Annotated in this window: 23 protein-coding genes; 14 read left to right on the top strand and 9 right to left on the bottom strand. The window is 70.2% G+C overall.

Annotated elements, in window-relative coordinates; all coding sequences use genetic code 11:
* Positions 1-28 precede the first annotated feature (28 nt).
* On the top strand, positions 29-439 hold the full coding sequence (locus tag AW271_RS17035; protein WP_062337876.1) for a BlaI/MecI/CopY family transcriptional regulator: 411 nt from the start codon (positions 29-31) through the stop codon (positions 437-439).
* Positions 440-444: 5 nt separating this feature from the next.
* Here AW271_RS17035 and AW271_RS17030 read toward each other — a convergent pair whose 3' ends face one another.
* Positions 445-1,290, bottom strand: a complete 846-nt coding sequence (locus AW271_RS17030) for an SDR family NAD(P)-dependent oxidoreductase (RefSeq protein WP_062337874.1) — start codon at positions 1,288-1,290, stop codon at positions 445-447.
* 83 nt (positions 1,291-1,373) lie between these two features.
* Here AW271_RS17030 and AW271_RS17025 point away from each other — a divergent pair, with 83 nt between their 5' ends.
* A complete protein-coding gene (locus AW271_RS17025) occupies positions 1,374-1,955 on the top strand; it encodes a TetR/AcrR family transcriptional regulator (RefSeq protein WP_062337872.1) in 582 nt (193 codons plus the stop codon).
* A gap of 2 nt (positions 1,956-1,957) precedes the next feature.
* On the opposite strand, the gene serC is transcribed toward AW271_RS17025, so the two are convergent.
* Positions 1,958-3,070: a phosphoserine transaminase gene (gene serC / locus AW271_RS17020; RefSeq protein ID WP_062337870.1), complete on the bottom strand. Its 1,113-nt coding sequence runs from the start codon at positions 3,068-3,070 to the stop codon at positions 1,958-1,960.
* 165 nt (positions 3,071-3,235) lie between these two features.
* Positions 3,236-4,339 carry a citrate synthase 2 gene (locus AW271_RS17015; RefSeq protein WP_062337868.1) on the bottom strand — a complete coding sequence of 368 codons (1,104 nt, stop codon included), beginning with the start codon at positions 4,337-4,339 and terminating at the stop codon, positions 3,236-3,238.
* Between the two features lie 171 nt (positions 4,340-4,510).
* Here AW271_RS17015 and pdxH point away from each other — a divergent pair, with 171 nt between their 5' ends.
* The 5 genes from pdxH to AW271_RS16990 all read left to right on the top strand — a co-directional run bounded on the left by pdxH (position 4,511) and on the right by AW271_RS16990 (position 10,490).
* A complete protein-coding gene (gene pdxH, locus AW271_RS17010; RefSeq protein WP_062337866.1) occupies positions 4,511-5,149 on the top strand; it encodes a pyridoxamine 5'-phosphate oxidase in 639 nt (212 codons plus the stop codon).
* Between the two features lie 201 nt (positions 5,150-5,350).
* A complete protein-coding gene (locus AW271_RS17005; RefSeq protein WP_062337865.1) occupies positions 5,351-6,589 on the top strand; it encodes an MFS transporter in 1,239 nt (412 codons plus the stop codon).
* A gap of 113 nt (positions 6,590-6,702) precedes the next feature.
* Positions 6,703-7,401, top strand: coding sequence for an iron-dependent transcriptional repressor DtxR (locus AW271_RS17000; RefSeq protein ID WP_062337863.1), 699 nt, complete (start codon positions 6,703-6,705; stop codon positions 7,399-7,401).
* Between the two features lie 42 nt (positions 7,402-7,443).
* Entirely contained in the window at positions 7,444-9,717 is a 2,274-nt protein-coding gene (locus AW271_RS16995) for an ATP-binding SpoIIE family protein phosphatase (protein WP_062337861.1), read from the top strand.
* A 38-nt stretch (positions 9,718-9,755) separates the two neighbouring features.
* Positions 9,756-10,490, top strand: coding sequence for an alpha/beta fold hydrolase (locus tag AW271_RS16990; RefSeq protein WP_062337859.1), 735 nt, complete (start codon positions 9,756-9,758; stop codon positions 10,488-10,490).
* Here AW271_RS16990 and AW271_RS16985 read toward each other — a convergent pair.
* Genes AW271_RS16985 through AW271_RS16975 form a run of 4 tightly spaced genes read right to left on the bottom strand, consistent with a single transcriptional unit; the run spans position 10,465 to position 13,569 of the window.
* A complete protein-coding gene (locus AW271_RS16985; protein ID WP_062337857.1) occupies positions 10,465-11,307 on the bottom strand; it encodes a hypothetical protein in 843 nt (280 codons plus the stop codon). The two genes, AW271_RS16990 and AW271_RS16985, sit on opposite strands and share 26 nt — an antisense overlap.
* Before the next feature lies 1 nt (position 11,308).
* Positions 11,309-12,223, bottom strand: coding sequence for a hypothetical protein (locus AW271_RS16980; RefSeq protein ID WP_062337855.1), 915 nt, complete (start codon positions 12,221-12,223; stop codon positions 11,309-11,311).
* Complete coding sequence (locus tag AW271_RS40735) at positions 12,220-12,384, bottom strand: hypothetical protein (protein WP_169806356.1); 165 nt, start codon at positions 12,382-12,384, stop codon at positions 12,220-12,222. The genes AW271_RS16980 and AW271_RS40735 overlap by 4 nt, the downstream gene beginning before the upstream one ends.
* Before the next feature lie 39 nt (positions 12,385-12,423).
* Positions 12,424-13,569, bottom strand: a complete 1,146-nt coding sequence (locus tag AW271_RS16975) for an acyl-CoA dehydrogenase family protein (RefSeq protein ID WP_062337853.1) — start codon at positions 13,567-13,569, stop codon at positions 12,424-12,426.
* Positions 13,570-13,725: 156 nt separating this feature from the next.
* Here AW271_RS16975 and AW271_RS16970 point away from each other — a divergent pair, with 156 nt between their 5' ends.
* The 7 genes from AW271_RS16970 to AW271_RS16940 all read left to right on the top strand — a co-directional run bounded on the left by AW271_RS16970 (position 13,726) and on the right by AW271_RS16940 (position 21,980).
* Complete coding sequence (locus AW271_RS16970; protein WP_157554257.1) at positions 13,726-15,153, top strand: hypothetical protein; 1,428 nt, start codon at positions 13,726-13,728, stop codon at positions 15,151-15,153.
* Positions 15,153-16,652 carry a class F sortase gene (locus tag AW271_RS39750; RefSeq protein ID WP_157554255.1) on the top strand — a complete coding sequence of 500 codons (1,500 nt, stop codon included), beginning with the start codon at positions 15,153-15,155 and terminating at the stop codon, positions 16,650-16,652. The genes AW271_RS16970 and AW271_RS39750 overlap by 1 nt, the downstream gene beginning before the upstream one ends.
* A gap of 29 nt (positions 16,653-16,681) precedes the next feature.
* The gene (locus tag AW271_RS39745; protein ID WP_062337846.1) at positions 16,682-17,806 is read left to right on the top strand and encodes a hypothetical protein; all 1,125 of its coding nucleotides are present in this window, start codon (positions 16,682-16,684) and stop codon (positions 17,804-17,806) included.
* Between the two features lie 208 nt (positions 17,807-18,014).
* Complete coding sequence (locus AW271_RS16955; RefSeq protein ID WP_062337845.1) at positions 18,015-18,833, top strand: hypothetical protein; 819 nt, start codon at positions 18,015-18,017, stop codon at positions 18,831-18,833.
* A 7-nt stretch (positions 18,834-18,840) separates the two neighbouring features.
* Positions 18,841-19,650, top strand: a complete 810-nt coding sequence (locus AW271_RS16950) for a class F sortase (protein ID WP_245653079.1) — start codon at positions 18,841-18,843, stop codon at positions 19,648-19,650.
* Positions 19,651-19,672: 22 nt separating this feature from the next.
* Positions 19,673-20,764, top strand: coding sequence for a hypothetical protein (locus AW271_RS16945; protein WP_062337843.1), 1,092 nt, complete (start codon positions 19,673-19,675; stop codon positions 20,762-20,764).
* Positions 20,765-20,834: 70 nt separating this feature from the next.
* Positions 20,835-21,980, top strand: coding sequence for an acetyl-CoA C-acetyltransferase (locus AW271_RS16940; protein WP_062338566.1), 1,146 nt, complete (start codon positions 20,835-20,837; stop codon positions 21,978-21,980).
* Here the strand turns inward: AW271_RS16940 and AW271_RS16935 are convergent.
* Together AW271_RS16935 and AW271_RS16930 are read right to left on the bottom strand one after the other, a co-directional pair.
* Positions 21,977-22,336, bottom strand: a complete 360-nt coding sequence (locus tag AW271_RS16935; RefSeq protein WP_062337841.1) for a VOC family protein — start codon at positions 22,334-22,336, stop codon at positions 21,977-21,979. The two genes, AW271_RS16940 and AW271_RS16935, sit on opposite strands and share 4 nt — an antisense overlap.
* Positions 22,333-23,382 carry a LacI family DNA-binding transcriptional regulator gene (locus AW271_RS16930; RefSeq protein ID WP_062337838.1) on the bottom strand — a complete coding sequence of 350 codons (1,050 nt, stop codon included), beginning with the start codon at positions 23,380-23,382 and terminating at the stop codon, positions 22,333-22,335. Before AW271_RS16930 ends, AW271_RS16935 begins: the two co-directional genes overlap by 4 nt.
* Positions 23,383-23,451 lie beyond the last annotated feature (69 nt).

Genomic DNA, 23,451 nt, shown 5'->3' with positions numbered 1-23,451 from the left:
CTGCGAAGAGCCTGACAGAATCGATTTCGTGAACCTGGGGCCCCTGGAGCGCGCGATCATGGACGTTCTGTGGGACGCCAAGGAGTCGCTGCTCATCCGCGAAATACAGGCGCTGCTGAACCAGCGGGCCGAGAAACCGTGGGCGTACACGACCATCCAGACCGTCGCCGAGCGGCTGGTGCGAAAACGGCTGCTGTTCCGGACCGCCGAACGCAAGGCGTTCCGCTACGGCGCCACGAAGTCGCGTGAGGAACACCTGACCGAGCTGATGCTGACGGCCCTCGCGGAGAGCCCTGACCGCTCTCCGGTGCTGTCCAGGTTCGCGCAGAGTGTCGACCTCGACGACGCCCTGCGGCTGCTCGACGAACTGGCCCGGCGGGCCGGACGGGCTCCCGCGGAGCAGCCGCCCGGCTGGGTTCCGCCGCCCTCCCTCGACTAGGTGTACTAGGCCGCCAGCATCCGGCCGGTCACCTCCCAGAGCCGGTCGGCCAGTGCGGGGTCGGCCGCGTAGGCCGCCAATTCGGGCCCGACCGGCACCTCCCGGTCGTCGGCGAAGTAGCGCCCGGTCACGTCGACCGGGCCGGTGGCCACCAGCAGAGACGTCGAGGCGCCCTGCTGCGGCGTCTTCCAGCCCGGCGGCACGGCGAGGGTGTTCCCGTGTTCGTCCTTGGCGCCGACGAACGCCAGGGCGGCCTCGTCGAGGTGCCGCTGGAGATTGGTCATGATGCCGCCGGGGTGCACCGCGTTGACGGTGATCCCGTCGCCCTTCCACCGCTCGGCCGCTCCCACGGCGAACAGGATGTTGGCCGTCTTCGACTGGGCGTAGGCCTCCCAGGGGTCGTACGGCCGCCGCTCGAAGTGGATGTCGTCGAAGTGCACGGGCGACATCAGGTGGGCGGCCGAGGCGACCACGACGACCCGCGCGGCGCCGGCGGCGGCCAGGGCGTCGTGCAGGCCCAGGGTCAGCGCGGCGTGGCCGACGTGGTTGGTGGCGAACTGCAGCTCCCAGCCGTCGCCGGTGCGCGTCAGCTCCGGCAGCGCCATGATCCCGGCGTTGTCGACCAGGATGTCGAGCGGCCGGTCCCACTTCGCGGCGAACGCGCGGACCGTTGCGAGGTCGGCCAGGTCGAGCCGGGCCACCTCGACGCCGCCGCCCAGCTCGGCGGCGGCGCGCCGCCCGCTGTCCAGGTCGCGGACCGCGAGGGTCACGTCGATCCCGGCGGCGACCAGGCCGCGTGCGGTCTCGAACCCGATGCCGGAGGCCCCGCCGGTCACGATCGCAGACGTCATGGACGATCTCCTTCTGAGCAATAAATCCAACCGGATGGTTTATTTATAGCAAACCAAACAGTTGGTTTAGACTCAAGCACGTGATGGTCTACGACTCCGCCGCCACCCGTGCCCGTTTGCTCGACGCCGCCTACGACGAGTTCGTCGAACGCGGCCTCGCCGGGGCCCGCGTGGAGCGCATCGCCTCGGCCGCCTCGGCCAACAAGCAGGCCATCTACGCCTACTTCGGCTCGAAGGACGCGCTCTTCGACGCGGTCATCGACGCCCGCTACCGCGTGCTGGCCGACCTGATCCCGTTCACCCCCGGCGACCTGCCGGGATACGCCGGCCGGCTGTTCGACCGGTTCGCCGAGGACCCGGGCCTGCTGCGGCTGACCCAGTGGAAGACCCTGGAGAAGCCCGACGCCTCCGCGGCCGAACTGGCCGCCCACCTCGACAAGTCGGGGGAGCTCGCGGCCGCCCTCGGGGTCGACGCCGAACGCGGCATGGACGTCCTGATGATCGCGCTGGCCGTGGCCCAGGCGTGGAGCCTCACCCCGCCCGCGATCCGCGCCCTGGGCGGCCCCCACGACGAGGCGAGGCGGGAGCGCCACCGCGCGGCGGTCGTGGCGGCGGTCGACGGAATGACGAAGGCCGCGAGGGCGTCCTCGCGGCCTTCGGATTAGAACTAGAGACGCTCGACGACGTAGTCGACGCAGACCGTCAGGGCCTCGACGTCGGCCGGGTCGATCGCCGGGAACATCGCGATGCGCAGCTGGTTGCGGCCCAGCTTGCGGTAGGGCTCGGTGTCGACGATGCCGTTGGCGCGCAGGGTCGCGGCGACCTTGGCGGCGTCGACCGAGTCGTCGAAGTCGATCGTGCCGACGACGCTGGAGCGCTGCGCCGGGTCGGCCACGAACGGGCTCGTGTAGGACGTCTTCTCGGCCCACTGGTAGAGCCGGGCGGCCGAGTCGGCGGTGCGGGCGGTCGTCCAGGCGAGGCCGCCGTTGCCGTTCATCCAGTCGAGCTGGTCGGCCAGCAGGAACAGCGTCGCAACCGCGGGGGTGTTGTACGTCTGGTCCTTGGACGAGTTGTCGATCGCCACCGGCAGGCTGAAGAACTCCGGCACGAACCGGTCGGTCGCCGCGATCTCCTCGACCCGGGCCAGCGCGGCCGGGGAGAACAGGCCGATCCACAGGCCGCCGTCGGAGGCGAAGCTCTTCTGCGGCGCGAAGTAGTAGACGTCGGTCTGCGACACGTCGACCGGCAGGCCGCCCGCGCCCGAGGTGGCGTCGACCAGCACGAGCTGGCCGTCGGAGCCCACCCGCTCGATCGGCATCGCGACGCCGGTCGAGGTCTCGTTGTGGGTGAGCGCGTAGACGTCGACGCCCTCCTCGGCGACCGGCAGCGGGTGGGTGCCGGGGTCGGACTTGATCACCGACGGGTCGGCCAGCCACGGGGCCTTCTTGACGACGGCGCCGAACTTCGAGGAGAACTCACCGAAGTGCAGGTGCTGCGACTTCTCGCGGATCAGGCCGAAGGACGCGATGTCCCAGAACGCGGTGGTGCCGCCGTTGCCCAGGACGACCTGGTAGCCCTCCGGCAGGGAGAACAGCTCCGACAGGCCCGCGCGGACCCGGCCGACGAGGTTCTTGACCGGCTTCTGCCGGTGGGAGGTGCCCATGAGGCTCGCTCCGGAGGCCGCCAGGGCGGCCAGCTGCTCGGTGCGGACCTTGGAGGGCCCGCAGCCGAAGCGGCCGTCGGCGGGCTTGATGTCATTGGGGATCACGATGTCAGCCACGTGTCCCACATTAGTGAGGTCACGAAACGGTGTACGCGCCGGTCCAGCCTTTGAGATGGAAAATGAGACGCGAAACACCCTCTCCCGCCGGGGCTCCGGGCCTCCGGCAAAGAAACGAAAAGGCCCGCGTCCCGGAGCGGGACGCGAGCCTCACGAAAAGAAGGGTCAGACCGGGGTGATCCCGGAGGCGCCCGGCACCTCGTTGATCGAGCGGGAGGCCGGCCCGGTGTAGGTCGCGCTGGGGCGGACGAGCCTGCCCGTGCGCTTCTGCTCCAGGATGTGCGCCGCCCACCCGGCGGTGCGGGCGCAGGTGAACATCGAGGTGAACATCGAGGCGGGCACCTCGGCGAAGTCGAGGATCACCGCGGCCCAGTATTCGACGTTGGTGGCGAGCACCCGGTCGGGCTTGCGGGCGTGCAGCTCCTCGAGCGCGGCCGTCTCAAGTGCGGCCGCGACCTCGTAGCGGGGCGCGCCCAGCTCCTTGGCGGTCCGGCGGAGCACCCGCGCGCGCGGGTCTTCCGCCCGGTAGACACGGTGGCCGAAGCCCATCAGGCGCTGACCCGAGTCGAGCTCGTTCTGCACCCACTTGCGTGCGTCGCCGAGCTTCTCCACGCCTTCGATCATGTGCAGCACACGGGCCGGGGCGCCGCCGTGCAGCGGACCCGACATGGCGCCGACGGCGCCCGACAGCGAGGCGGCCACGTCGGCGCCCGTGGAGGCGATGACGCGGGCGGTGAACGTCGAGGCGTTCATGCCGTGCTCGGCGGCCGAGGTCCAGTAGGCGTCGATGGCCTTGACGTGCTTCGGATCGGGCTCACCGCGCCAACGGATCATGAACCGTTCGACGATGCTCTCGGCCTGGTCGACCTGTGCCTGCGGCACCATCGGCTTGCCGAGGCCGCGGGCCGACTGGGCCACGAACGACAGTGCGGTCACCGACGCGCGCGCGAGGTCGTCGCGGGCCTGCGTGTCGGAGATGTCGAGCAGCGGGCGGAAGCCGAGAGCCGGGGCCAGCATGGCCAGCGCGCTCTGGACGTCGACCCGGATGTCACCGCTGTGGACTGGAACGGGGTACGGCTCAGCCGGGGGCAGCCCCGGCAAAAACTCGTTGTCGACCAGCAGGCCCCACACGTTCCCAAAGGGGACGCGGCCCACGAGTTCTTCGATGTCGACGCCCCGATACCGCAGGGCGCCCCCTTCTTTGTCCGGTTCCGCGATCTCCGTCTCGAAAGCTACGACGCCTTCGAGCCCGGGTTTGAAGTCGGACATTCCCGGCCGCCTCCCTCTCTTGTGAAGTCCAAAGCCTTGATGTCGAGATACCGGCGGGTCAATTTAACCCCCAGGGTTGTGGCGGGTCGCCTCCGGTCCCTCCCAAACGCCGTCGTCCCTGGTTAGGGCTGGTGTGTCCGACGTCTGTCAAGCGCGCAAGAATACCGTTCCGTGGACAGCGCATCGCACCTCGCCGGGCTCCGGCGCAACTACCAGGGCGAACCTCTGCTCGACGTGGCCGACGATCCGATGACGCAGTTCGCCGTCTGGTTCGACGACGCGGTGAGCGCCGAAGTTCCGGAGCCCAATGCCATGGTGCTCGCCACGGCGTCGGCCGGGGGAAGACCCTCGGCGCGGACAGTTCTGCTGAAAGGCGCCGACGAGCAAGGTTTCACGTTCTTCACCAACTACGAGTCCCGCAAGGGCCGCGACCTGGCCGAGAACCCTCGTGCTGCCCTGGTGTTCCCGTGGCATGCCATGAGCCGCCAGGTTCGCGTGGAGGGCCGCGTCCGGCGCCTCTCCCGCGAGGACACCGCGGCCTATTTCCAGTCGCGTCCCTACGGCTCCCGCATCGGCGCGTGGGCCTCCCGGCAGTCGGCCGTCGTGCGCGACCGGGAGGACCTGGAAAACCGCTACAACGAACTCGCGGAGAGATGGCCGGAAGATCCTCCGGTACCCGATTTCTGGGGCGGTTTCGTGGTGATGCCGAGCGAGATCGAGTTCTGGCAGGGCCGGGGCGACCGCATGCACGACCGGCTGCGCTACCGCCGCACGGGCGACGGCTGGACGGTCGACCGCCTGGCGCCGTGAGGCGGGGTCGGTTCGGCTGGGGTGGGCCCCAGGCGGTCGGCGACGGCGGGGTTTCATCGGCCGGGTTGTCCACAGGGTGGGGGCGGCGGCGGTGAGACCGTCGGTCCCGGGCGGGAGGATCGGCCCGCCCTCGTGGGTGGGCTCGTCACGGGACGAACCCGGAAATAGGTGATATTTCTCCCATGAGTAGGGTGTCCCCCCGTGAGCAAGGTGAGGGCGGCACTCGGACGGCACTTCGCGGACACCCGGCCGGTGGCCATCCCCGCGTACCGCAGGCTCCTGGCCGGTCAGGCCGTCGGGTTCATCGGGTTCCAGCTCACCGGGGTCGCCGTCGCGGCCGAGATCTACTCGATCACCAAGTCGTCGTTCTGGGTCGGCATGATGGGGCCGGTCGCCCTCGTCCCGCTGGTCGTCTTCGGGCTGTGGGGCGGCGCGGTCGCCGACGCCATGGACCGGCGCAGACTGCTGCTGATCAGCTCCGTGTTCACCTGGGTGGCCACGATCGCGCTGCTGGTCAACGCGCTCACCGCCAAGAGCGTGTGGGTGATCATGGCGGCGGTGTTCGTGCAGTCGAGCGGCTTCGCGGTCAGCTCGCCCACCCGGCAGGCCATCGTGCCCAGGCTGGTGCCGACCGACCTGGTGCCGGCCGCCAACACGCTGAGCTTCCTGTTCTCCAGCCTCGGCTCGGTGCTCGGCCCGCTCCTCGGCGGCGTGATCCTGGCCACCACCGACTTCTCGGTCGCCTACGCCATCGACGCCGTCCTGTTCACCGCCACCCTGTACGCCTCCTACCGGCTCCCCGCCCTGGCCCCCCTCGGCGAGGTGACCGCGCCCGGCCCGAAGGCCGTGGTCGAGGGGCTGCGCTACATCATGACCAGCCCGATCGTCCTGATGAGCTTCGCCGTCGACATCGTGGCGATGGCCTTCGCCCTGCCGAGGGCGCTGTTCCCCCAGATGGCCGCCGAACGCTTCGACGGCTCGGAGTTCGCCTTCGGCGCGCTGTCGGCCTCGATCGCCCTCGGCTCGGTCATCGGCGGCGTCTTCTCCGGCTGGGTGGGGCGCGTACGCCGCCAGGGGGTGGCCCTCACCGTCGTGATCGCCCTGTGGGGCCTCAGCGTGGCCCTGGCGGGCCTGGCCGAGCCCCTGTGGCTGTGCGTGGCCCTGCTGGCCGTCGGTGGGTTCGCCGACCTGGTCTCGGCGGTCTGGCGGCAGACCATCCTGCAGACGTACGCGCCGGACGAGATGCGCGGACGTCTCCAGGGCGTGTTCTTCGTCGTGGTGGCCGGCGGGCCGCGCCTCGGTGACCTGAGGGCGGGAGCCACCGCCTCGGCGTTCGGGCTGGTCCCGGCCTGGGTCGGGGGCGGTCTGCTGTGCGCGGTGAGCGTGTTCGCCGTGGGGCTGTCGGTGAAGTCGTTCCGCCACTACCGGGTCGGTTCCTAGCGTGGAAGCTTTTCGGTCGTCCGGCTGTTGCCCAAGGTGCTGTTCTGGACCAGTAAGGTCGGCGGGAACGCGCTTGCGGGTCGTAGCATCGAACAGGACCGGGAGGATGACCGTTGACCGCACACGGCCTGATCGACACCACGGAGATGTATCTCCGCACGATCTTCGAGCTCGAAGAGGAAGGGATCGTCCCGCTGCGCGCCCGGATCGCCGAGAGGCTGCAGCAGAGCGGTCCCACCGTGAGCCAGACCGTCGCCCGCATGGAGCGCGACGGGCTCGTCAAGGTGGAGGGCGACCGCCACCTGACCCTGAGCGAGGCGGGGCGCAAGCAGGCGATCCGCGTCATGCGCAAGCACCGTCTCGCCGAGTGCCTGCTTACCCAGGTGATCGGCATGCCCTGGGAAGACGTCCACGTCGAGGCGTGCCGCTGGGAACACGTCATGTCGGAACAGGTCGAGGTGCGCCTGGTGGCCCTCCTCGGCAACCCGACCGTCTGCCCCCATGGGAACCCCATCCCGGGGCTCGAAGAACTGGGCGCGTCCGGTTTGACGGAAATTGAGCAGGTCTCGCCTATGGCCGACGTCGCGGGGCCCAGAGATATACCCGTTGTCGTGCGCCGAATTAGCGAACAAGTGCAAAGCGATCCCGCTGTGATGCTTAAACTCAAGCAAGTTGGGATACAACCCGGACGCGAGGTGACGCTCGCGGCGAGCGACGACGGTGTGCGGGTGACTGGTGACGAACAGGCTGACAACAACCTCGCGGAGCTTCCGCGCGATGTCGCAGCACACGTTTTCGTCTCCAAGCGCTGATCCCCACGGGTCCAGCTCTGTTCTCCTAGGAGTGGTCGTCGGATGAAGCGTTGGGGGGACCTGTCGCAGGACACGACCGACCACCTCTCCGCGGGCGCGGTGCTCGACCAGGCGGAGTTGGCCGTCGTCGTCACCGACAGGTTCAGCAACGTCCTTTACTGGAACCCCTTCGCCGAGCAGCTGTTCGGCCGGCCGGGCTATGCCCACGGGCGTGATGACACGATCTCCATCAGCATCATGGAGCGTGACCACCCGCTGGGCGTCGAGCTCGCCAAACACGTGCTCAAGGGCAACGTGTGGGAGGGCACCTTCGACGTCGTACGCCACGACGGCACGCTGATCTACGTGCGGGCCCAGGCGGTGCCCATGCGGCACACCTCGGGCTCGGTCACCGGCATCGTGATCACCGCGCGCGAGGCGATGAAGAGCAACGAGCGGGAGAAAGACCGCTTCGGCCTGCTCGAGCGCATCGGCGAGCGGCTGGCCGGCTCGCTCTACGTCGAGGAGACCCTCAACCGGGTCGCAGAGATGCTCGTCCCGCAGTTCGCCGACCACTGCTTCATCGAGCTGATGGAGGGCGAGCGGCTGGTCCGCAAGGTCTCCACCCACGTCGGCGGCTGGCAGCCCCCGGCCGACACCTGGAAGCCCGTCGGCGCCGAGATCCGCTATCCCATCGGCCACTACGCCGACAGCGCGATGCGCCGCCAGGAGACCATCCTGGTCGAAGACTTCTCCCAGGTCAGCTACCCCTCCATCAGCGAGGGCGCGGCCCGGGTCGACGGCGAGGTCGGGGTCACCTCGGCGATCGTGGCGCCGCTGTGCGCCCGCGGCGAGTCCCTCGGGCTGATGTACCTGACGATGTCCAACCTGACCGACCGGCGCTCGCCCCACTACGACGCCTTCGACCGCGACTTCGTGGGGGCCATCGCCACCCGGGTCGCCATCGCCGTCGACAACGCCCTCCTGTTCGAGGAGGAGCGCCACACCGCCGAGTCGTTCCAGAAGCACCTGCTGCCGCGCGAGCTGCCCAAGCTCGACGGGCTCGAGATCGCCGTCCGCTACCTGCCGGCCGCCCCGCTGTCGAGCCACGGCCAGGGCATCCAGACCCAGGTCGGCGGCGACTGGTACGACGTGATCCCGCTCTCGGCCGGCCGGGTCGGCATCGTGATCGGCGACGTCGAGGGCCGCGGCGCCAAGGCCGCCGCCGTGATGGGCCAGCTCCGCGCCGCCCTGCGGGCCTTCGCGCAGGACGACAAGCCTCCGGCCGACATCCTGGCCCGCCTCGACGAGTGGACCCGCATACTGGCCTCTCCGGAGGAAGACGACTTCGGCGCCGACGTCACCAGCCCGCCGATCGTCACCTGCCAGTACATGGTCTACGACGCCTGGTCGCGCGAGTTGTCGTTCGCCAACGCCGGCCACTCGCCGCCCCTGCTGATCGTCGACGGCTCGGTCACCGAGCTCGACATCGGCGACGTCGGCAAGCCGCTGGGCGTACGGGCCACCGGCGTCCACGCCGACCTGGTCTACAAGGAGGAGACGCGGGTGCTGCCCCCGGGCGCCACCCTGCTGCTCTACACCGACGGCCTGGTCGACCGGCGCCCCCACCGCGAGTCGGGCACCCCGTCGCGCGACCTCGAAGAGGCCGTGCGGGTGCTCTGCGACGAGATCTCCAAGATCACCGACGAGCCGGTCGAGCGCATCGCCGACGCCGCGACCAGCGCGGTGCCCGGTGAGATCGACGACGACATGGCGATCCTGGTCGTCCGGTCGGGCGGCGGCGAGCTGGAGTTCGAGGAGTCCGACTACCCCGCCCAGCCGATCATGGTCGGTGAGGCGCGGCGCATGGCCCGCAACGCCTTCGAGCGCTGGAACATCCCCGAGGAGAAGGGCGAGCTGGCCTGCCTGCTCGTCTCCGAGGTGGTCACCAACGTCGTGCTGCACGCCGCGTCGGCCAGCGCGCCGCGCCGCGAGCTCGTGCTCGACGGGCCGCCGCTGCCGTTCGACGAGTCATGGGATTTCCCGGAGCTCGAAGTCGACCTCGATCTCGACCTCGGCCGCGAGGGCATCGCCGCCCTCAACGCCGCGGCCGACCCCGAGAAGAAGTTCACGCTCCGGCTGCGCCGCGGCGGGGAGTCGATCTGGGTCGAGGTGTTCGACCAGGATCTCCGGCTGCCCCGCATCCGCAGCGCCGGGGAGAACGACGAAGGCGGGCGAGGGCTTTACCTGGTCGACCAGCTGGCCCGGCGCTGGGGTTCCCGGCCCACCCCCGACGGGAAGGCCGTCTGGTTCGAGATTCCGGTCGGCGGTCGCTGAGCTGGCTTTCCCATGGTTTCGGTGTTTGACTCGAAGCCATGGAGCTGGTCTACCGCCGCACCGGAGCCGGCCCGCCCCTCGTGCTGATGCACGGGATCGGGCACCACTGGCAAGCCTGGCAGCCGGTCATCGGCCTGCTCGCGCGGCACCACGACGTGATCGCCGTCGACCTGCCCGGGTTCGGCGCCTCCCCGCCCCTGCCGCCGGGCACGATCTCCACCGCCGAGTCGCTGGCCTACGCCGTCGAGGCCTTCTGGCACGACCTCGGCATCGAGGAACCCCACGTCGCGGGCAACTCCCTCGGCGGCTACCTCGCCCTCGACATGGCCTCGCGCGGGGTCTGCCGTACGGCCACCGCGATCTCCCCGGCCGGATTCTGGTCACGGACCGAGCTGCTCTGGCTCCGCAGTGTGCTCAAGACGATGCGGATGGGGCCGATCACCCGGAAGGGCCTGGGCCTGGTCGTCGCCCATCCCGAACGGGTGTCCGACGAGGTGCTGCACGCCGGGTGGCTGGCACTCAAGGAGGCCCCCGGCTTCTTCGAGACGCTCGACGCGTTCTACTGGATGCCGCCGCCCGCGCCGCCGAAGGCGCCGGTCACGATCGCCTGGGGCGAGAAAGACCGGTTGTTGCCCAAACGGCAGGCGGTCAGGGCCGGGAGGTGGGCGCAGAAGCGGGTGCACCTGCTGTCCGACTGCGGGCACGTGCCGATGACCGACGACCCCGAGCTGGTGGCGCAGATGCTGCTCATGGGAGCACGCGCAGCGAACTGACGACCGTGGTGATGTCGGGCCACAGGCGTTTGTGGGTCTCCGGGATGGTGATCCAGAGGACCGACGGGCGGTCGGCCCCGGTCTCCACCGCGACGGCGACGGCCAGCTCCAGCTCCGCCTTGCGCCCCAGCTCGCTGGGCGGCATGCGCATCTCGCGGGCCACCAGCCAGCCGCGGGGCACCCGCTGCGAGGCGATGTCCTTGCCCTTGGTGCCGCGCGGGAAGTTGTTCTCCTGCTTGTAGTCGAGCATCGCGACGGCCGCGTCGTAGGGGCTGTCGCCTCCGTCGACGTCGCTCCACAGGCGCTGGGCGTCGATGTCGGCGAACCACTCGCTGTCGAGGTCGGGGCCGTACTCCTCGGTGACGAAGGTCTGGCGGGTGGAGTAGCGGCCCTCGGAGAACAGGCCCTCCGGCTGGCCCTTGGCGGGGTTCCAGGGTTTGCCGAGCTCGGCGTAGCGGAGGCGGGCCTTGCGGTCGCGGACCTCGCCGATCACCGGGGACGGGGTGCCGGAGTACTTCTTGAGGCGGACGACGGCGCCTTCGGGGATGCGGTCGACCGCCAGGGCGGGCGAGGGCGACGGGGTCGGCTTCGGGGTCGGCGTGGGGGTGGTCGCCTCTGGCGTGGGGGTGGCCATGGCGACCGGGGTCGGCGGCGTGACCGGGTCGGGGTCGGGCAGCGCGGACCGGGTCTCGCCCGAGTTCGCGGCCAGCGAGATGCCGGCGATCACCTGGGTGACCAGGAGAGCGCCGCCGAGCAGGTTGGCCCACACCGGAACGCGGACGTAGAGGCGGCGGGCCCTGGGGGAGACCATCGGCATGTCAGCCCGCCTTCGGCAGCAGGACCAGGCCCGCCTTGCGGGCGTCGCGCACGCTCTGGCGCAGCGCGGCCTCGACCCGGGCGGCCTTCTCGGTCAACGCGTCGATCTCCTCGGTGGCCAGGCGGTCGCGGACGGTCCGGGCCAGCAGCTCGGTGTAGGCGTCGCCGTCGTCGGCCAGGTCCTGCAGGGTCTGCCACTCCTGGTAGGCGTCGTCGGCGGCCATCACCCGCAGGGCGTAGTCCTCCAGCGCCTCGATGCGCTCGGTCAGCGAGTCGGTGGCGACCTTCATGGCGTTCTGGTGGGTGGCGAGCATCTCGCTGATGCGGTCGGTGACCTTGCCCTTGCGGGCGGCCCGCTGTTCGCGGCGCAGCCGGGTCATCTCGGCGAGGGTCTCGGCGATCTCCCACTCCTGGCGGGGGAGGGTGACGGTGTTGGCGATGTCGTCGAGCAGGCCGGCCCGGTTGACGCTCGATTCGAGCACGGCGGCGACCGCCTTCTGGGTGCGCTCCAGCAACTCGGCGTCGCGGAGGTGCAGGTCGGCGATGTAGCGGCCCTGGTGTTCGCGGGCCAGCTTGGCGACGGGCGATTCGCCGGACAGGGCGAGTAATACGAGGAATGCCACCGCCTCGACCGCGAGGCTCATGGCGAAGGCGGGGGCGAAGCCGTAAAAGAACCAGATCATCAGCTGGACGACCTGGAGAGTCGCGCCGAGAGGGAACCACCACCGGCCGTGGAGGCGGCCGATCACGACGGGCAGGAACCCCCACAACGAAGCCGACAGCAGCGCCTTCCAGGCGTCGGCGCCGATCCGGCCGCCCCAGCGGGGGCGGCCGGGCACCGGGTGCAGGTATTCGGGCGAGGCGGCCATGAGCGCCCTGTCGGCGGGGGGCAGGGCCGGATCGAACGCGGGTTTCATCGGATGGTCTGGCCCCAGATCAAGAGCATGGCGATGATGAAGACGATCATGACGCCGCCGTAGGCGACGGCGCCCAGCCGGAAGAACCGGCGCACCTTGTTCAGCAGCCAGGCCGCCAGGAACGCCAGGAAGACCAGCAGGATCAGCCCGGTGATTTCCATGGGGCCAGTATGAAGCTTTACCGCCGCTTTTGGATCGGTTCAGAACCCGAATGATCTGCCGATGATCTCCTTCATGATCTCGGTGGTGCCGCCGTAGATGGTCTGGACGCGGGCGTCGAGCCACGCCTTGGCCACCGGGTACTCGGTCATGTAGCCGTAGCCGCCGTGCAGCTGCAGGCAGCGGTCGATGACCTTGTTCTGCAGTTCGGTGGTCCACCACTTGGCCTTGGCGGCGTCGACCGGGGTCAGGGTGCCGGCGTTGAGGGCGGTCACGCAGGTGTCGACGTAGAGGCGGGCGATCTCGACCTCGGTGGTCAGCTCCGCGAGCACGAACCGGGTGTTCTGGAAGCTGCCCAGGTTCCGGCCGAACGCCTGGCGGTCGCGGCAGTAGTCGATCGTGGTGGCCAGCACGGCCTCGGCGGCGGCGACCGCGACCACCGCGATCGACAGGCGCTCCTGCGGCAGGTTGCCCATCAGCTGGAAGAAGCCCTGGCCGTCGTCGGGCCCGAGACGGTTGGCGGCCGGGACGCGGACGTTCTCGAAGAACAACTCGGCGGTGTCCTGCGCCTTGAGGCCGACCTTGTCGAGGTTGCGGCCCCGCTGGAAACCGGGCATGCCGCGCTCGACCACGAACAGGGTGGTGCCGCGCGCCCCCGCCGCCGGGTCGGTCTTGGCCACCACGACCACCAGGTCGGAGTTGATGCCGTTGGTGATGAAGGTCTTCTGGCCGTTCAGGACGTAGTCGTCGCCGTCCTTCTCGGCGGTGGTCCGGATGCCCTGGAGGTCGCTGCCGGCCCCCGGCTCGGTCATCGCGATGGCGGTGATCAGCTCGCCGCTCACGAAGCCCGGCAACCAGCGGGCCTTCTGCTCGTCATTGGTCAGGTCGACGAAGTAGGGGGCCATCACGTCGTTGTGCAGGCCGAAGCCCAGGCCGCTGGCGCCCGCCCGGATGATCTCCTCGATGACGACGACGTTGAACCGGAAGTCGGTGATCCCGATGCCGCCGTGTTCCTCGGGGACCGACATGGCGAACATGCCCAGGTCGCCGGCCTTCTTCCAGATCTCGCGGGGGACGATGCCGTCCTTCTCCCACTGCGCGTGGTTCGGGATGACTTCGCGACTCATGAAATCGCGCACGGTCTCACGGAAGAGCTCGTGCTCCTCCTCGAAGAGGGTTCGCTCCATGACAAGCAGAATACGATTCTGTTACCCCTCGGAACATGCTGGGGAGCGCATCACAAGTGCGCCACGTTCCCACCAATCCTCTTCCTTAACCCCATAAGATCTACCTTCGGTTTGGTATGCCGCGATATCGGAGTGTGGGCAATGCGGTGGGAACGGATGCGTCGGCGGTGGGCCGCCCTGGGAGCGGTGGGTATTGCCACTGCTGGCGCACTGATCGTCTTCCCCGGCACCAGCCAGGGTTCGGCAGAAGGTCCCTACTACTTCAAGTGCGTCGGCCCGCTGGCCGACGGGCAGACGATCGCGGCGTCGATCTCTCTGTCGTCCAAGGAACTGACGGTCGGTCAGCAGCTGGTCATCAACTGGCAGCTCGGTGACGCGCAGCGCAGCGTGAAGGTCCCCGACCCGTTGAACCCCAACCACGACAAGGGTGGTCACCTGGCGGTCACCGCCCGGGTGACGGCCCACGGCGTGTGGACCGGCCAGGGTGCGATCGACTCGACCGGCACCCGCCTGGTCCCGGCCGACGACCTGCGCACGGGCAAGCCGTTGTCGCTGGGGCTGGTCTCGCCGGGTCTGGCGACCGCCGAGCGGGCGGGCTCCGGGTCGATCGAGGTCGGGCCGATCATCCTCGACCTCGCCGACGTCGAGTCGACGTGGAACAACGACTTCACCCCGGTCGGCGACTTCTCGTACTGGTACGGCCCGGGCTGGAACAAGATCCCCGACCCGAACGCCTACTTCGGCAAGACCCACTACGAGCAGGACCTCCGCGAGGCCAAGGACGAGGGCGACGAGGCGACCTTCACCTTCGTCGGCACCGGCGTCGACCTCTTCGGCGACAAGAAGAACGACATGAGCGAGTTCACGCTCGTCACCGACCAGGGCAACCCGCCCGACGAGGCCTCCGAGCGCTACAACGCCTACTGGCAGGTGGCCGGCGAGCGCCGCGTGCTGGAGAAGTTCACCGCGGCCACCGACCTGCCCTACGGCAAGTACACCGTGAAGATCAAGAACCAGACCCAGGACAAGTTCGCCCGCGTGGACGCCTGGAAGGTGTACGCCAACACGGCCGACAACCTGAACGCCTCGCCCTACCGCACGGTCTGCAGCCCCGAGCCGAAGTTCCCGCTCATCCCGCTGACGGTCACCGAGGGCGGCAGCACGACGCAGTCCCCGTCGCCCGACCCCTCCGGCGACCCGTCGCAGACCCCCTCCGGGAACCCGTCGGTCACGCCGTCGACCACCCCGTCGACGACCCCCTCGACCCCGCCGACCGGCTCGCCGACGCCCACCGGCAACCAGAGCCGGCCGCCGGCGCCGCAGGAGAACTTCACGCCGCTGGTGTCGGTGATCGTGCAGGGCACCCCGACCCCCACGGCGACCACGACCGTGACCCTGACCTCGACCCCGACCGTGGCGCAGGTGGCGATCACGCCGCTGGGCGGCGCGCAGACCGGTGAGGCGCCCGAACGGTCGAACCCCGGCGCCGCGGTGCTGGTGGCCGGAGCGTTGCTGCTGATGGGCGGCATGCTGAGCGGATTCAAGCTGCTGCGCAGGCGCGCGGCCCACGCCGGGGAGCGGTGATGACGGACAAGCGCAACCCCTATCCGACGCCCGACCCCGAGCCGGAGGAGGAGCAGCCGAAGCCGGCCTCTCCCGGGGCGATCGTGCAGCACCCCTACGACCGGCTGCTCAAGGCGACCGGGCACAAGCTGGTGAAGGGCGACAGCGGCGACAAGCCGGCCATGCCCATCAACCCCACGGCCGACGAGGCCGCCGACGCGACGGACACCGCGGACACCGCGGACACCACGGCGATTCCGGCGGCTTCCGCAGGTGACGCGCCCGGCGCGGTCGCGCCGGGTGGTGTGGTCATGGTCCCGAGCGGGTCCGTGCCGCCGGGCATGGTGCCCGTCGTGATGGTGCCGGTGAACCAGGTCCCGGGTGCTCCCGTCGCGGGTGTTCCGGGCGTGCCCGGTGCTCAGGTGCCCGGTGCTCAGGTTCCGGGGGCCGCCGTTCCCGGCGCGGGTGTTCCCGCTGCGGGTGTCCAGGGCGCGGTGCCCGGGGCGCAGGCCGGTGCGGCGGGCGTTCCCGGTGCTCAGGTTCCCGGTGCTCAGGTTCCCGGTGCTCAGGTTCCCGGTGCTCAGGTTCCGGGTGCGGGTGTTCCGGTGGGGGCGGTTCCGGTTGCCGGTACGCCGGCCGGGCAGGTCGTGCCCGTCATCCAGGTCCCGGCGCAGGCGCCGCCGCCCGGTGGCATGTCCAAGCGCACCCTCACGGCGCTGCTGGTCGGCGGCTCCTTCAGCGGCATCGCGGCGATCATGGCCGGGCTGCTGATGGTGCTCTCGCCGACGGCGCCGATCGAGGAACCGGCCGACGAGGTCAACATCCAGGCTGCCGGCAACTCCTACGTCATCCCGCCGACCGTGGGCCCCGGCGGCCCCGGGGTGCCGCTGACCGCGGCCGACCCGACCGCGCCGCCGCCGCAGCCGGCCACCCAGCCGGTCGCCCCGCTGACCCTGTCGCCGCAGGTCGTGGCGCAGGCGAACGGGGTGGGGCTCAACGTCGAGGTGCCGAAGCCGGCCGAGAAGGCGAGTCCCGGGCCGAAGGTGACCGCGCCCAAGTCGTCGAAGCCGCTGAAGATCAGCATTCCGGCCGTCGGCGTGAACCGGGCCAAGATCGGCACGGTGGGCGTGACCAAGAAGGGCGAGATCGCGACCCCGTCGATGGCCAAGCCCAAGGAGACCGCCTGGTACAAGTTCGGGCCCGCCCCCGGCGACCAGGGTCCGGCCGTCATCCTCGGGCACGTCAACACCCGCTCGGGCGCGGCCGTGTTCAGCCGGCTGCGGGACATCAAGCGCGGCAACAAGATCAGCATCCTGCGCGCTGACGGTAAACTGGCGGTCTTCACCGTCGACGGCGTCGAGCAGGTCAGCAAGAAGGCCTTCCCGACCAAGCGTGTCTACGGGAACACCATCACTTCGAGCCTTCGGTTGATCACGTGTGGTGGTGCCTACAATGCGAAGACCCATCACTACACCGACAACATCGTCGTCTACGCGACCCTGACCGAGGTCCGCGGGTAGACGGCGTTATCCGGGGGCAAGCGATGAGGATGCTGAAGACTCGCGCCCGTTTCGCCGTGCGCGGAGCGGGCGCCGGGGCCGCCGCCGCCCTGCTGTTACTCGGCCTCCCCGCGCTGGCCGGGAACAGCGACGGCACGACGACCTACTCCTGCGTCAAGGGCGCCGAGACGTCGTCGACGCCCTACCAGGTGCGGGTGATTTTAGGCGGGCCCGACCAGCCGACCCCGAGCGCGCCCGTGTCGGTGCTGTGGAGCCTGCTCCCCGCGACGCCGACGGCCAGCGGCGGGCCCGTCCTGAGCCTGCCGACCCCGCTGGCCGTGGGCGACCAGGTCGCCGCCTTCGGCGTGCTGCGGGCCACCGGCCCGGCCATCGACGGCTCGACCCCCACCCCGACCCCCACTCCCAGCCAGACCCCGAGCACGACGCCCAGCGGCTCGGGCAGCCAGACCCCCAGCCAGACGCCCAGCACCACCCCCAGTTCGACGCCGAGCCAGACGCCGAGCCGGACGCCCAGCACGACCCCCAGCCAGACCGCGAGCCGGACCCCCAGCACCACTCCCAGCCAGGACCCCGACGAGTCCGGCGACGACCCGGTGTACGCCGGTGCGACCGCCAACGCCACGGTGACGGTGGCCACCCCGGTCACGCAGGGCGCCACCGTGTGGCCGATCCCGCCGCTCGTCGGCGTCGTCACCCCCGAGGCGACCGGGGTGTTCGAGGTGTCCGCCCGTGAGTTCACGGTGCGGGTCAAGCCCTCGGGGGCCTCGACCGAGAGCGTGCTCTACAACTGCTCCCTGCCCGACACCGCCACCCCGGTCGCGTTGAAGATCACCGTGGTGGCGTCGCCGACTCCGACGTCGTCCACGACCCCCAGCTCGACCCCGACCCCCACGCCGACCGGCAGCGGCACGCCGACCCCCAGGGGCACGGTGACCGCCACCGCCACGGTGACCGCGCCCACGCCCGTCGACCGCTCCACCCGGACCGCGACGGCGACCGTCACGGCTCAGGTCGAGACCCCCGACGGAGGCGTCGCGACCGGTGGGGGAGGCTCTCTCGGGCCCGACGGGCGGGTGCTCGTGCTGGCCGGAGGCACCGTCACGCTGGCCGCGATGGTGGGAGGGCTGATGCTCAGGAGACGTGTGGTTTCTTGACGAAATCTTGACTGATTGTCGTCAGAGTGGGGGTTATCCCTGCCTTCTCCCAGGCTTTGTCCCTAGGATCTCCCCATCCGCCATGAAACGGTCATCGAATCTGAAACGGAGAGAGTCAGTGCTGAAGTGCAAGGCACGGCGACGCATCGCTACCAAGGCCGCCGCCGCCGGTGTGGTCAGTGCTGGTCTTCTTCTTGGTCTCGGTCCCATGCTCAGCAGCGCCACCGCCGACACGAAGACGGTGACCTACAGCTGCGCCGCCTCGCTCGGCGGCGCCGCGATCGGAACCGGCGTCGACTATGACGTGATCGTCAACCTGACCGCCGCGACGGCCGCGACCATCGGAACCGGATTCCCGGCGACCGTGGCGTTGAGCGGCGACGACCGACCGGCCGCCCCGGTCGCGATCCCGACGACGGTGCAGATCCAGGTGATCACCGAGATCGAGGTCAAGGGCAACGGCGGCGCGGCCGCGGTCGCCGCGACGGTGACCCCGACGGCCACGCTGATCCCGACGGCGGAGATCTCCTCGGGTGCGACGCTCCCGCCGCTGCCGACCACCACGGCCACCATCACCCCCTCGACCGGTACGACCCAGCTCACCCTCACGGCGAAGAACTTCACCATCCGCCTGGTGGGCACCGGCAACACCGAACTCGGCAAGTACGTCTGCAGCCTCCCCGCGGCGGGTGGGGCCGTCACCCCGACCCCGGCCAGCGCGACCCTGAGCGTCACGACGGCCGGCACCAGCCAGACCCCGACGCCGACTCCCACTCCCACGCCGACCCCCACGCCGTCCACGTCGAACACTCCGACGCCCCGGGCCACCCGGACGGTGACCGAGACGGCCACGGCTCCCGCGCCCGACGACCAGGTCGAGACGCCCGACGGCGGCGTGGCCACCGGCGGCGGCGGCATGCTCGGCCCCGACGGCCGGGTGTTCGTGCTGACCGGCTCGGCGATCGTGCTGGCGGCCGGCATCGGCGGACTGATGCTGCGTTCCCGGCGACGGCCGCAGCAGGGATGAGGCGCCGGTGACCGGCTATTACCCGCAGGATCCGAATCAGCCGCAGGGCTACGTCTACTACCAGCAGGTGCCGGCGCCGCAGCCGGAGCCTGAGGGGAAGAACGGCACTCAGCTCGTCCGGTTGGTGCTGATCATCGCCGCGGTGGCCGGTCTCCTGACGGTCGGGCTCGGTCTGGTGTTCATCCTGGGCAACCCGGAGGAGTACAACGAGCCCGATCGGGTCAATCTCAAGGTCGCCGGCGGCATGCTGCCCGAGGTGGGCCGCGGCGGGGGTCCCGAGCTGCCGCAGGCCGTGCCCGAGGCACCGGCCCCGCTGCCCCCGCTGACGCCGGTCGCCCCCATGAGCCAGCCGTCGTCGCCGAAGCGCCTGATCGTCAAGCGGCTGAACATCGACGCGCCGGTGCGCTCGGTAGGCCTCGACAAGACCGGCGCGATCGAGCCGCCGCCGCTGGCCAACACCAACCTCGTCGGCTGGTACCGGAACGGGCCGACCCCGGGCTCGGCCGGTCCGGCCACGCTGGTGGGTCACCGGGACACCGCGACCGCGCCGGCGGTGTTCAACCGGTTGGACGAGCTGAAGTACGGCGACACCATCGAAGTGGTCCGGCAGGACGGGACCGTCGCGATCTACACCGTCGGCGGCATCGAGCAGGCCGACAAGACGACGTTCCCGACCGAGCGGGTCTACGGCGACAGCGACATGGCCGAGCTCAGATTGATCACATGTGCCGGAACATTCAACCGCACCACCCGTCACTACGTGGACAATGTCATCGTTTACGCGACGATGACAGGGACCGGCCTAGCCTCGTCCTGACTTCTACGTAAGTGAGGGGCACATGGGTCTTCTCTCCAATCTGCTGCTGCCCGGCCGTCTCCGCACCGGCCCCACGGTCGTGGTGCCGGCCAAGACCAAGCCCGAGGCGATCCTGGAGATCGTCCGGCTGGCCGACCCGCAGGCGGAACTCGACGGCGCCGACGTGCTGGCCGCCGCGACCCGCATCCACGACGGCGTCGAGCTCACTCCCGACCTGCAGAAGAAGCTCGGCCTCGACGGCGAGGAGAAGCTCTGGGCCCACCGCGTGGTGGCCGAGCGCCCGCTGCCGGTCGACTATTACGACAAGCTGCTGGCGGCGGGCCTGGCCTACCGCCTGGGCGGCTACTGCCTGTGCGAGGGCTCGGCCGACGACCCGGCCGAGGACGTCGAGCTGGAGTACGTGGTCTACCTCCCGGCCGTCGAGGAGTCGGACCTGACCCCGGCCCTGGAGAAGATCCTCGGCACCGAGGAGGACGCCGCAGAGGTCCCCGAAGGCGACACTCTTGACGACACCTCCGCGAACGCCGCAGAAGCCCCCGAAGGCGACACTCTCTCCGAGGCCCCCTCGAACGCCGCAGACGCCGCCGACGGCGCGGACAGCGCCATCGAGGGCGCTTCCCCGGAAGCCGCCGCGACCGAGCCGGAGGGCGCCGTCACGGAAGCCGGAGATGAATCCAGCGCCGTCAAGGCCGACGCCGGAGACGAGACCGATGACGCCTCCAAGGCCGCTTCCGTGGACGATGCCGGTGACTCCGCCGATGCCGATGCCGATGCCGATGACGACGCCGGCGAAGTAGACCAGGACCAGGCCGCCCCCGCCGCGGCGCGCACATCGCGCTGGTCCTCCGACGGCGTCTACGAGGCCGCGGGTTTCCGCGTCTCGGTGACGCCCGTGCACCGGTTCCCCGCCGCCGTCGCCGGGCTCATGCCCTACGCCACCGAGGTCGTCAGGATCGCCGTCAGCGCCACCGACGAGCTCGACGGTGACGCGCGGATGCTCGAACCCGGCAACGTCGCCCTGGCCCTCGGGACCGCCCTTGACGGTCCCGTGGTCGACCATTGGGGATTCCAGGTCTTCGAACCGGCCGATCTGCTGCCGCCCAGGAGCGTCTAGGAAGCGACTGTTGTAGCCTCCGAAGTAACGACCGAATGTTGCTCGGTTTCGTGAACAGGTGGAGGCCATCGTGGCAGAGGCGTACATCGTCGGTGCGGTTCGTACTCCCGTCGGCAGGAAGAAGGGCGGGTTGTCGGCCGTCCATCCGGTCGACCTGGCCGCGTATCCGCTGAAGGAGCTCGTCGACCGGACGGGGGTCGACCCGTCCGCCGTCGACGACGTGATCATGGGCTGCGTCATGCAGTTCGGGCCGCAGTCCATGGACATCGCGCGGAACGCGTGGCTGAGCGCGGGCCTGCCCGAGAGCGTGGCGGGCGTCACGATCGACCGGCAGTGCGGGTCGTCGCAGCAGTCGATCCACTTCGCCGCCCAGGGCGTCATGTCGGGTACGCAGGACCTGGTGGTGGCGGCCGGGGTCGAGTCGATGTCGATCGTCCCGATGGGCTCCAGCATCACGGCGGCCCTGGAGAAGGGCATGCCGTTCCCGTTCGGCGAGAAGTGGGTCGAGCGCTACGGCATGCAGGAGATCTCCCAGTTCCGGGGCGCCGAGCTGATGGCCGAGAAGTGGGGCTTCTCCCGCGAGGACATGGACCGCTACGCCTACGAGAGCCACCAGCGCGCCGCCAAGGCCGTCGCGAACGGCTACTTCCGCGACCAGATCGTCCCGGTCAACGGCGTCGAGGACGACGAGGGCCCCCGCCCCGACACGACGCTGGAGAAGATGGGCTCGCTGAAGCTGCTGCGCGAGGGCGGCCGGATCACGGCCGCGACCTCCTCGCAGATCTCCGACGGCGCCGGCGCGATCCTGGTGGCCTCGGAGCAGGCCGTACGCGACCACAACCTGACCCCCAGGGCCCGGATCGTCACCCTGGCGCTCACCGGCGACGACCCGGTCTACATGCTGACCGCGCCGATCCCGGCGACGAAGAAGGCGCTGAAGCGGGCCGGGCTGAGCATCGGCGACATCGACGTGGTCGAGATCAACGAGGCGTTCGCGCCGGTCCCGATGGCGTGGACGAAGGAGCTCGGCGCCGACCCCGACAAGACCAACCCGAACGGCGGCGCGATCGCGCTGGGTCACCCGCTGGGCGGCACCGGCGCGATCCTGATGGCCAAGCTGCTGCACGAGCTGGAGCGCACCGGCGGCCGCTACGGCCTGCAGACGATGTGCGAGGGCGGCGGTCAGGCCAACGTGACGATCATCGAGCGGCTCTAGCGCTCGGGGCAGACGTCGATCAGGTGCCCTTCCGGGTCGGCGATCACCGTCCAGTGGTCGCCGCCCGGCTGGAACTCGGGCTTGGTGGCGCCCAGCGCGAGATACTCCTCCACCGCCTTGGCGACGTCGGGCACCCGGACGTCGAAGTGGAACTGCTTGCCCGGCCCCGGCCACGCGGCCGCGGTGCGCTCGGGGACCTGCTGGAAGTAGAGGGTCGTGGTGCCGTCGCCGATGGCGCTGTACTCGTCCTGGGAGTGCTGGACCTCGAAACCGAGGATGGTGGCGTAGAACTCGGCGAGGGTCTTCGGTTCGGCGCAGTCGATGTTCACTGCGATCAGTTTCGCGATCGTGGTCATGCGCCAGATCCTCCTCGCGATACCTGCCAGGGCGTGTCAGGAATTCCGGGCGCGGTCGAATCGCGGATGACCAGCCGGGTCGGCATGCTGTGCACGCCCGGCGTGGCCCTGCCGTCGATGGCGGCGAACAGGTGCTGGGCGGCCGTGTGGCCGAGGCGCTCCAGGTCGGGGTCGATCGTGGTGAGGGTGGGCCGGGTCTCCTCCGACAGCACCTCCCAGTTGTCGTAGCCGACGACCGCGATGTCGTCGGGCACCCGCCGGCCGCGTTCCCTGGCGGCCTCGATGAAGCCGGCGGCGATCTGGTCGTTGCCGCAGAACACCGCGTCGATCGCGGGGTCGTTCAGCAGCAGCATGTCGGCCGCGAGCCGGCCCCAGCGTTGTGACCACGCGCCGTAGAGGGTCTCGCCGGCCTGTGCCAGGCCGGCCTCCTCCAACGTCTCCTGTACGCCCTCCGCCCGGTCGGTGGCCGCCTTGTAGGTGACGGGCCCGGTGATGTGGGCGATGCGGGTGCGCCCGGTCGCGATCAGGTGGCGGACGGCCAGCCGCGCGCCGCCTTCGTCGTCGGGCACGAACGACACGTCGGCGGGATCGTCGGAGGGCGCGTAGGCGTACACGACCGGAACCGGCACGTCCTTGGTGATGGACGGGCGGGGGTTGGTGCTCTCGCCGACGACGATGAGGCCGTCGACGCGGCGGGACAGCAGGGTGCGGATGTAGTGCTGCTCGCGGATGGCGTCGCCCCGGGCGTCGCAGAGGAGCACCGCCATCTCCCCGGCTCCGAAAGCGTTTTCCGCACCAAGGAGGACCGGGATGCCGAACCGGCCGACCATGTCGCTGGTGAGCAGCCCGACGGTGCGCGTCTGCCCGCTGAGCAGGCCCTGAGCCAGCAGATTGGGCTGGAAGCTGAGCTGGGCCGCCGCGTCGAGAACCAGTTGCCTGGTGGTGGCCCTGACGTCGTCGCGGCCGTTGAGCGCCTTGGACGCCGTGGCGACGGAGACGCCCGCCAGGGCGGCCACGTCGGTTATGGTCGCACGTCTCGTCGTCACTCCCGAAAACCCTTTCGCCTGACACTTGCTGGTCAAACGGCATCATACCCGGCAAACCGTTGACAGTGA

It is taken from the genome of Herbidospora sakaeratensis, assembly GCF_001570525.1.
GTDB lineage: Bacteria > Actinomycetota > Actinomycetes > Streptosporangiales > Streptosporangiaceae > Herbidospora > Herbidospora sakaeratensis.
This window is presented reverse-complemented; position numbering and strand designations above follow the sequence as displayed.

Excerpts from the sequence above, each read along its gene's own strand:
- AW271_RS40735 (WP_169806356.1), bottom strand. The coding sequence starts at position 12,384 with ATGGAAATCACCGGGCTGATCCTGCTGGTCTTCCTGGCGTTCCTGGCG.
- AW271_RS16975 (WP_062337853.1), bottom strand. The coding sequence starts at position 13,569 with ATGGAGCGAACCCTCTTCGAGGAGGAGCACGAGCTCTTCCGTGAGACC.
- AW271_RS16995 (WP_062337861.1), top strand. The coding sequence starts at position 7,444 with ATGAAGCGTTGGGGGGACCTGTCGCAGGACACGACCGACCACCTCTCC.
- AW271_RS16935 (WP_062337841.1), bottom strand. The coding sequence starts at position 22,336 with ATGACCACGATCGCGAAACTGATCGCAGTGAACATCGACTGCGCCGAA.
- AW271_RS16970 (WP_157554257.1), top strand. The coding sequence starts at position 13,726 with ATGCGTCGGCGGTGGGCCGCCCTGGGAGCGGTGGGTATTGCCACTGCT.
- AW271_RS16990 (WP_062337859.1), top strand. The coding sequence starts at position 9,756 with ATGGAGCTGGTCTACCGCCGCACCGGAGCCGGCCCGCCCCTCGTGCTG.
- AW271_RS39745 (WP_062337846.1), top strand. The coding sequence starts at position 16,682 with ATGCTGAAGACTCGCGCCCGTTTCGCCGTGCGCGGAGCGGGCGCCGGG.
- AW271_RS16945 (WP_062337843.1), top strand. The coding sequence starts at position 19,673 with ATGGGTCTTCTCTCCAATCTGCTGCTGCCCGGCCGTCTCCGCACCGGC.
- AW271_RS16980 (WP_062337855.1), bottom strand. The coding sequence starts at position 12,223 with ATGAAACCCGCGTTCGATCCGGCCCTGCCCCCCGCCGACAGGGCGCTC.
- AW271_RS17015 (WP_062337868.1), bottom strand. The coding sequence starts at position 4,339 with ATGTCCGACTTCAAACCCGGGCTCGAAGGCGTCGTAGCTTTCGAGACG.
- AW271_RS16985 (WP_062337857.1), bottom strand. The coding sequence starts at position 11,307 with ATGCCGATGGTCTCCCCCAGGGCCCGCCGCCTCTACGTCCGCGTTCCG.
- AW271_RS39750 (WP_157554255.1), top strand. The coding sequence starts at position 15,153 with ATGACGGACAAGCGCAACCCCTATCCGACGCCCGACCCCGAGCCGGAG.
- AW271_RS17025 (WP_062337872.1), top strand. The coding sequence starts at position 1,374 with ATGGTCTACGACTCCGCCGCCACCCGTGCCCGTTTGCTCGACGCCGCC.
- AW271_RS16955 (WP_062337845.1), top strand. The coding sequence starts at position 18,015 with ATGCTCAGCAGCGCCACCGCCGACACGAAGACGGTGACCTACAGCTGC.
- AW271_RS17030 (WP_062337874.1), bottom strand. The coding sequence starts at position 1,290 with ATGACGTCTGCGATCGTGACCGGCGGGGCCTCCGGCATCGGGTTCGAG.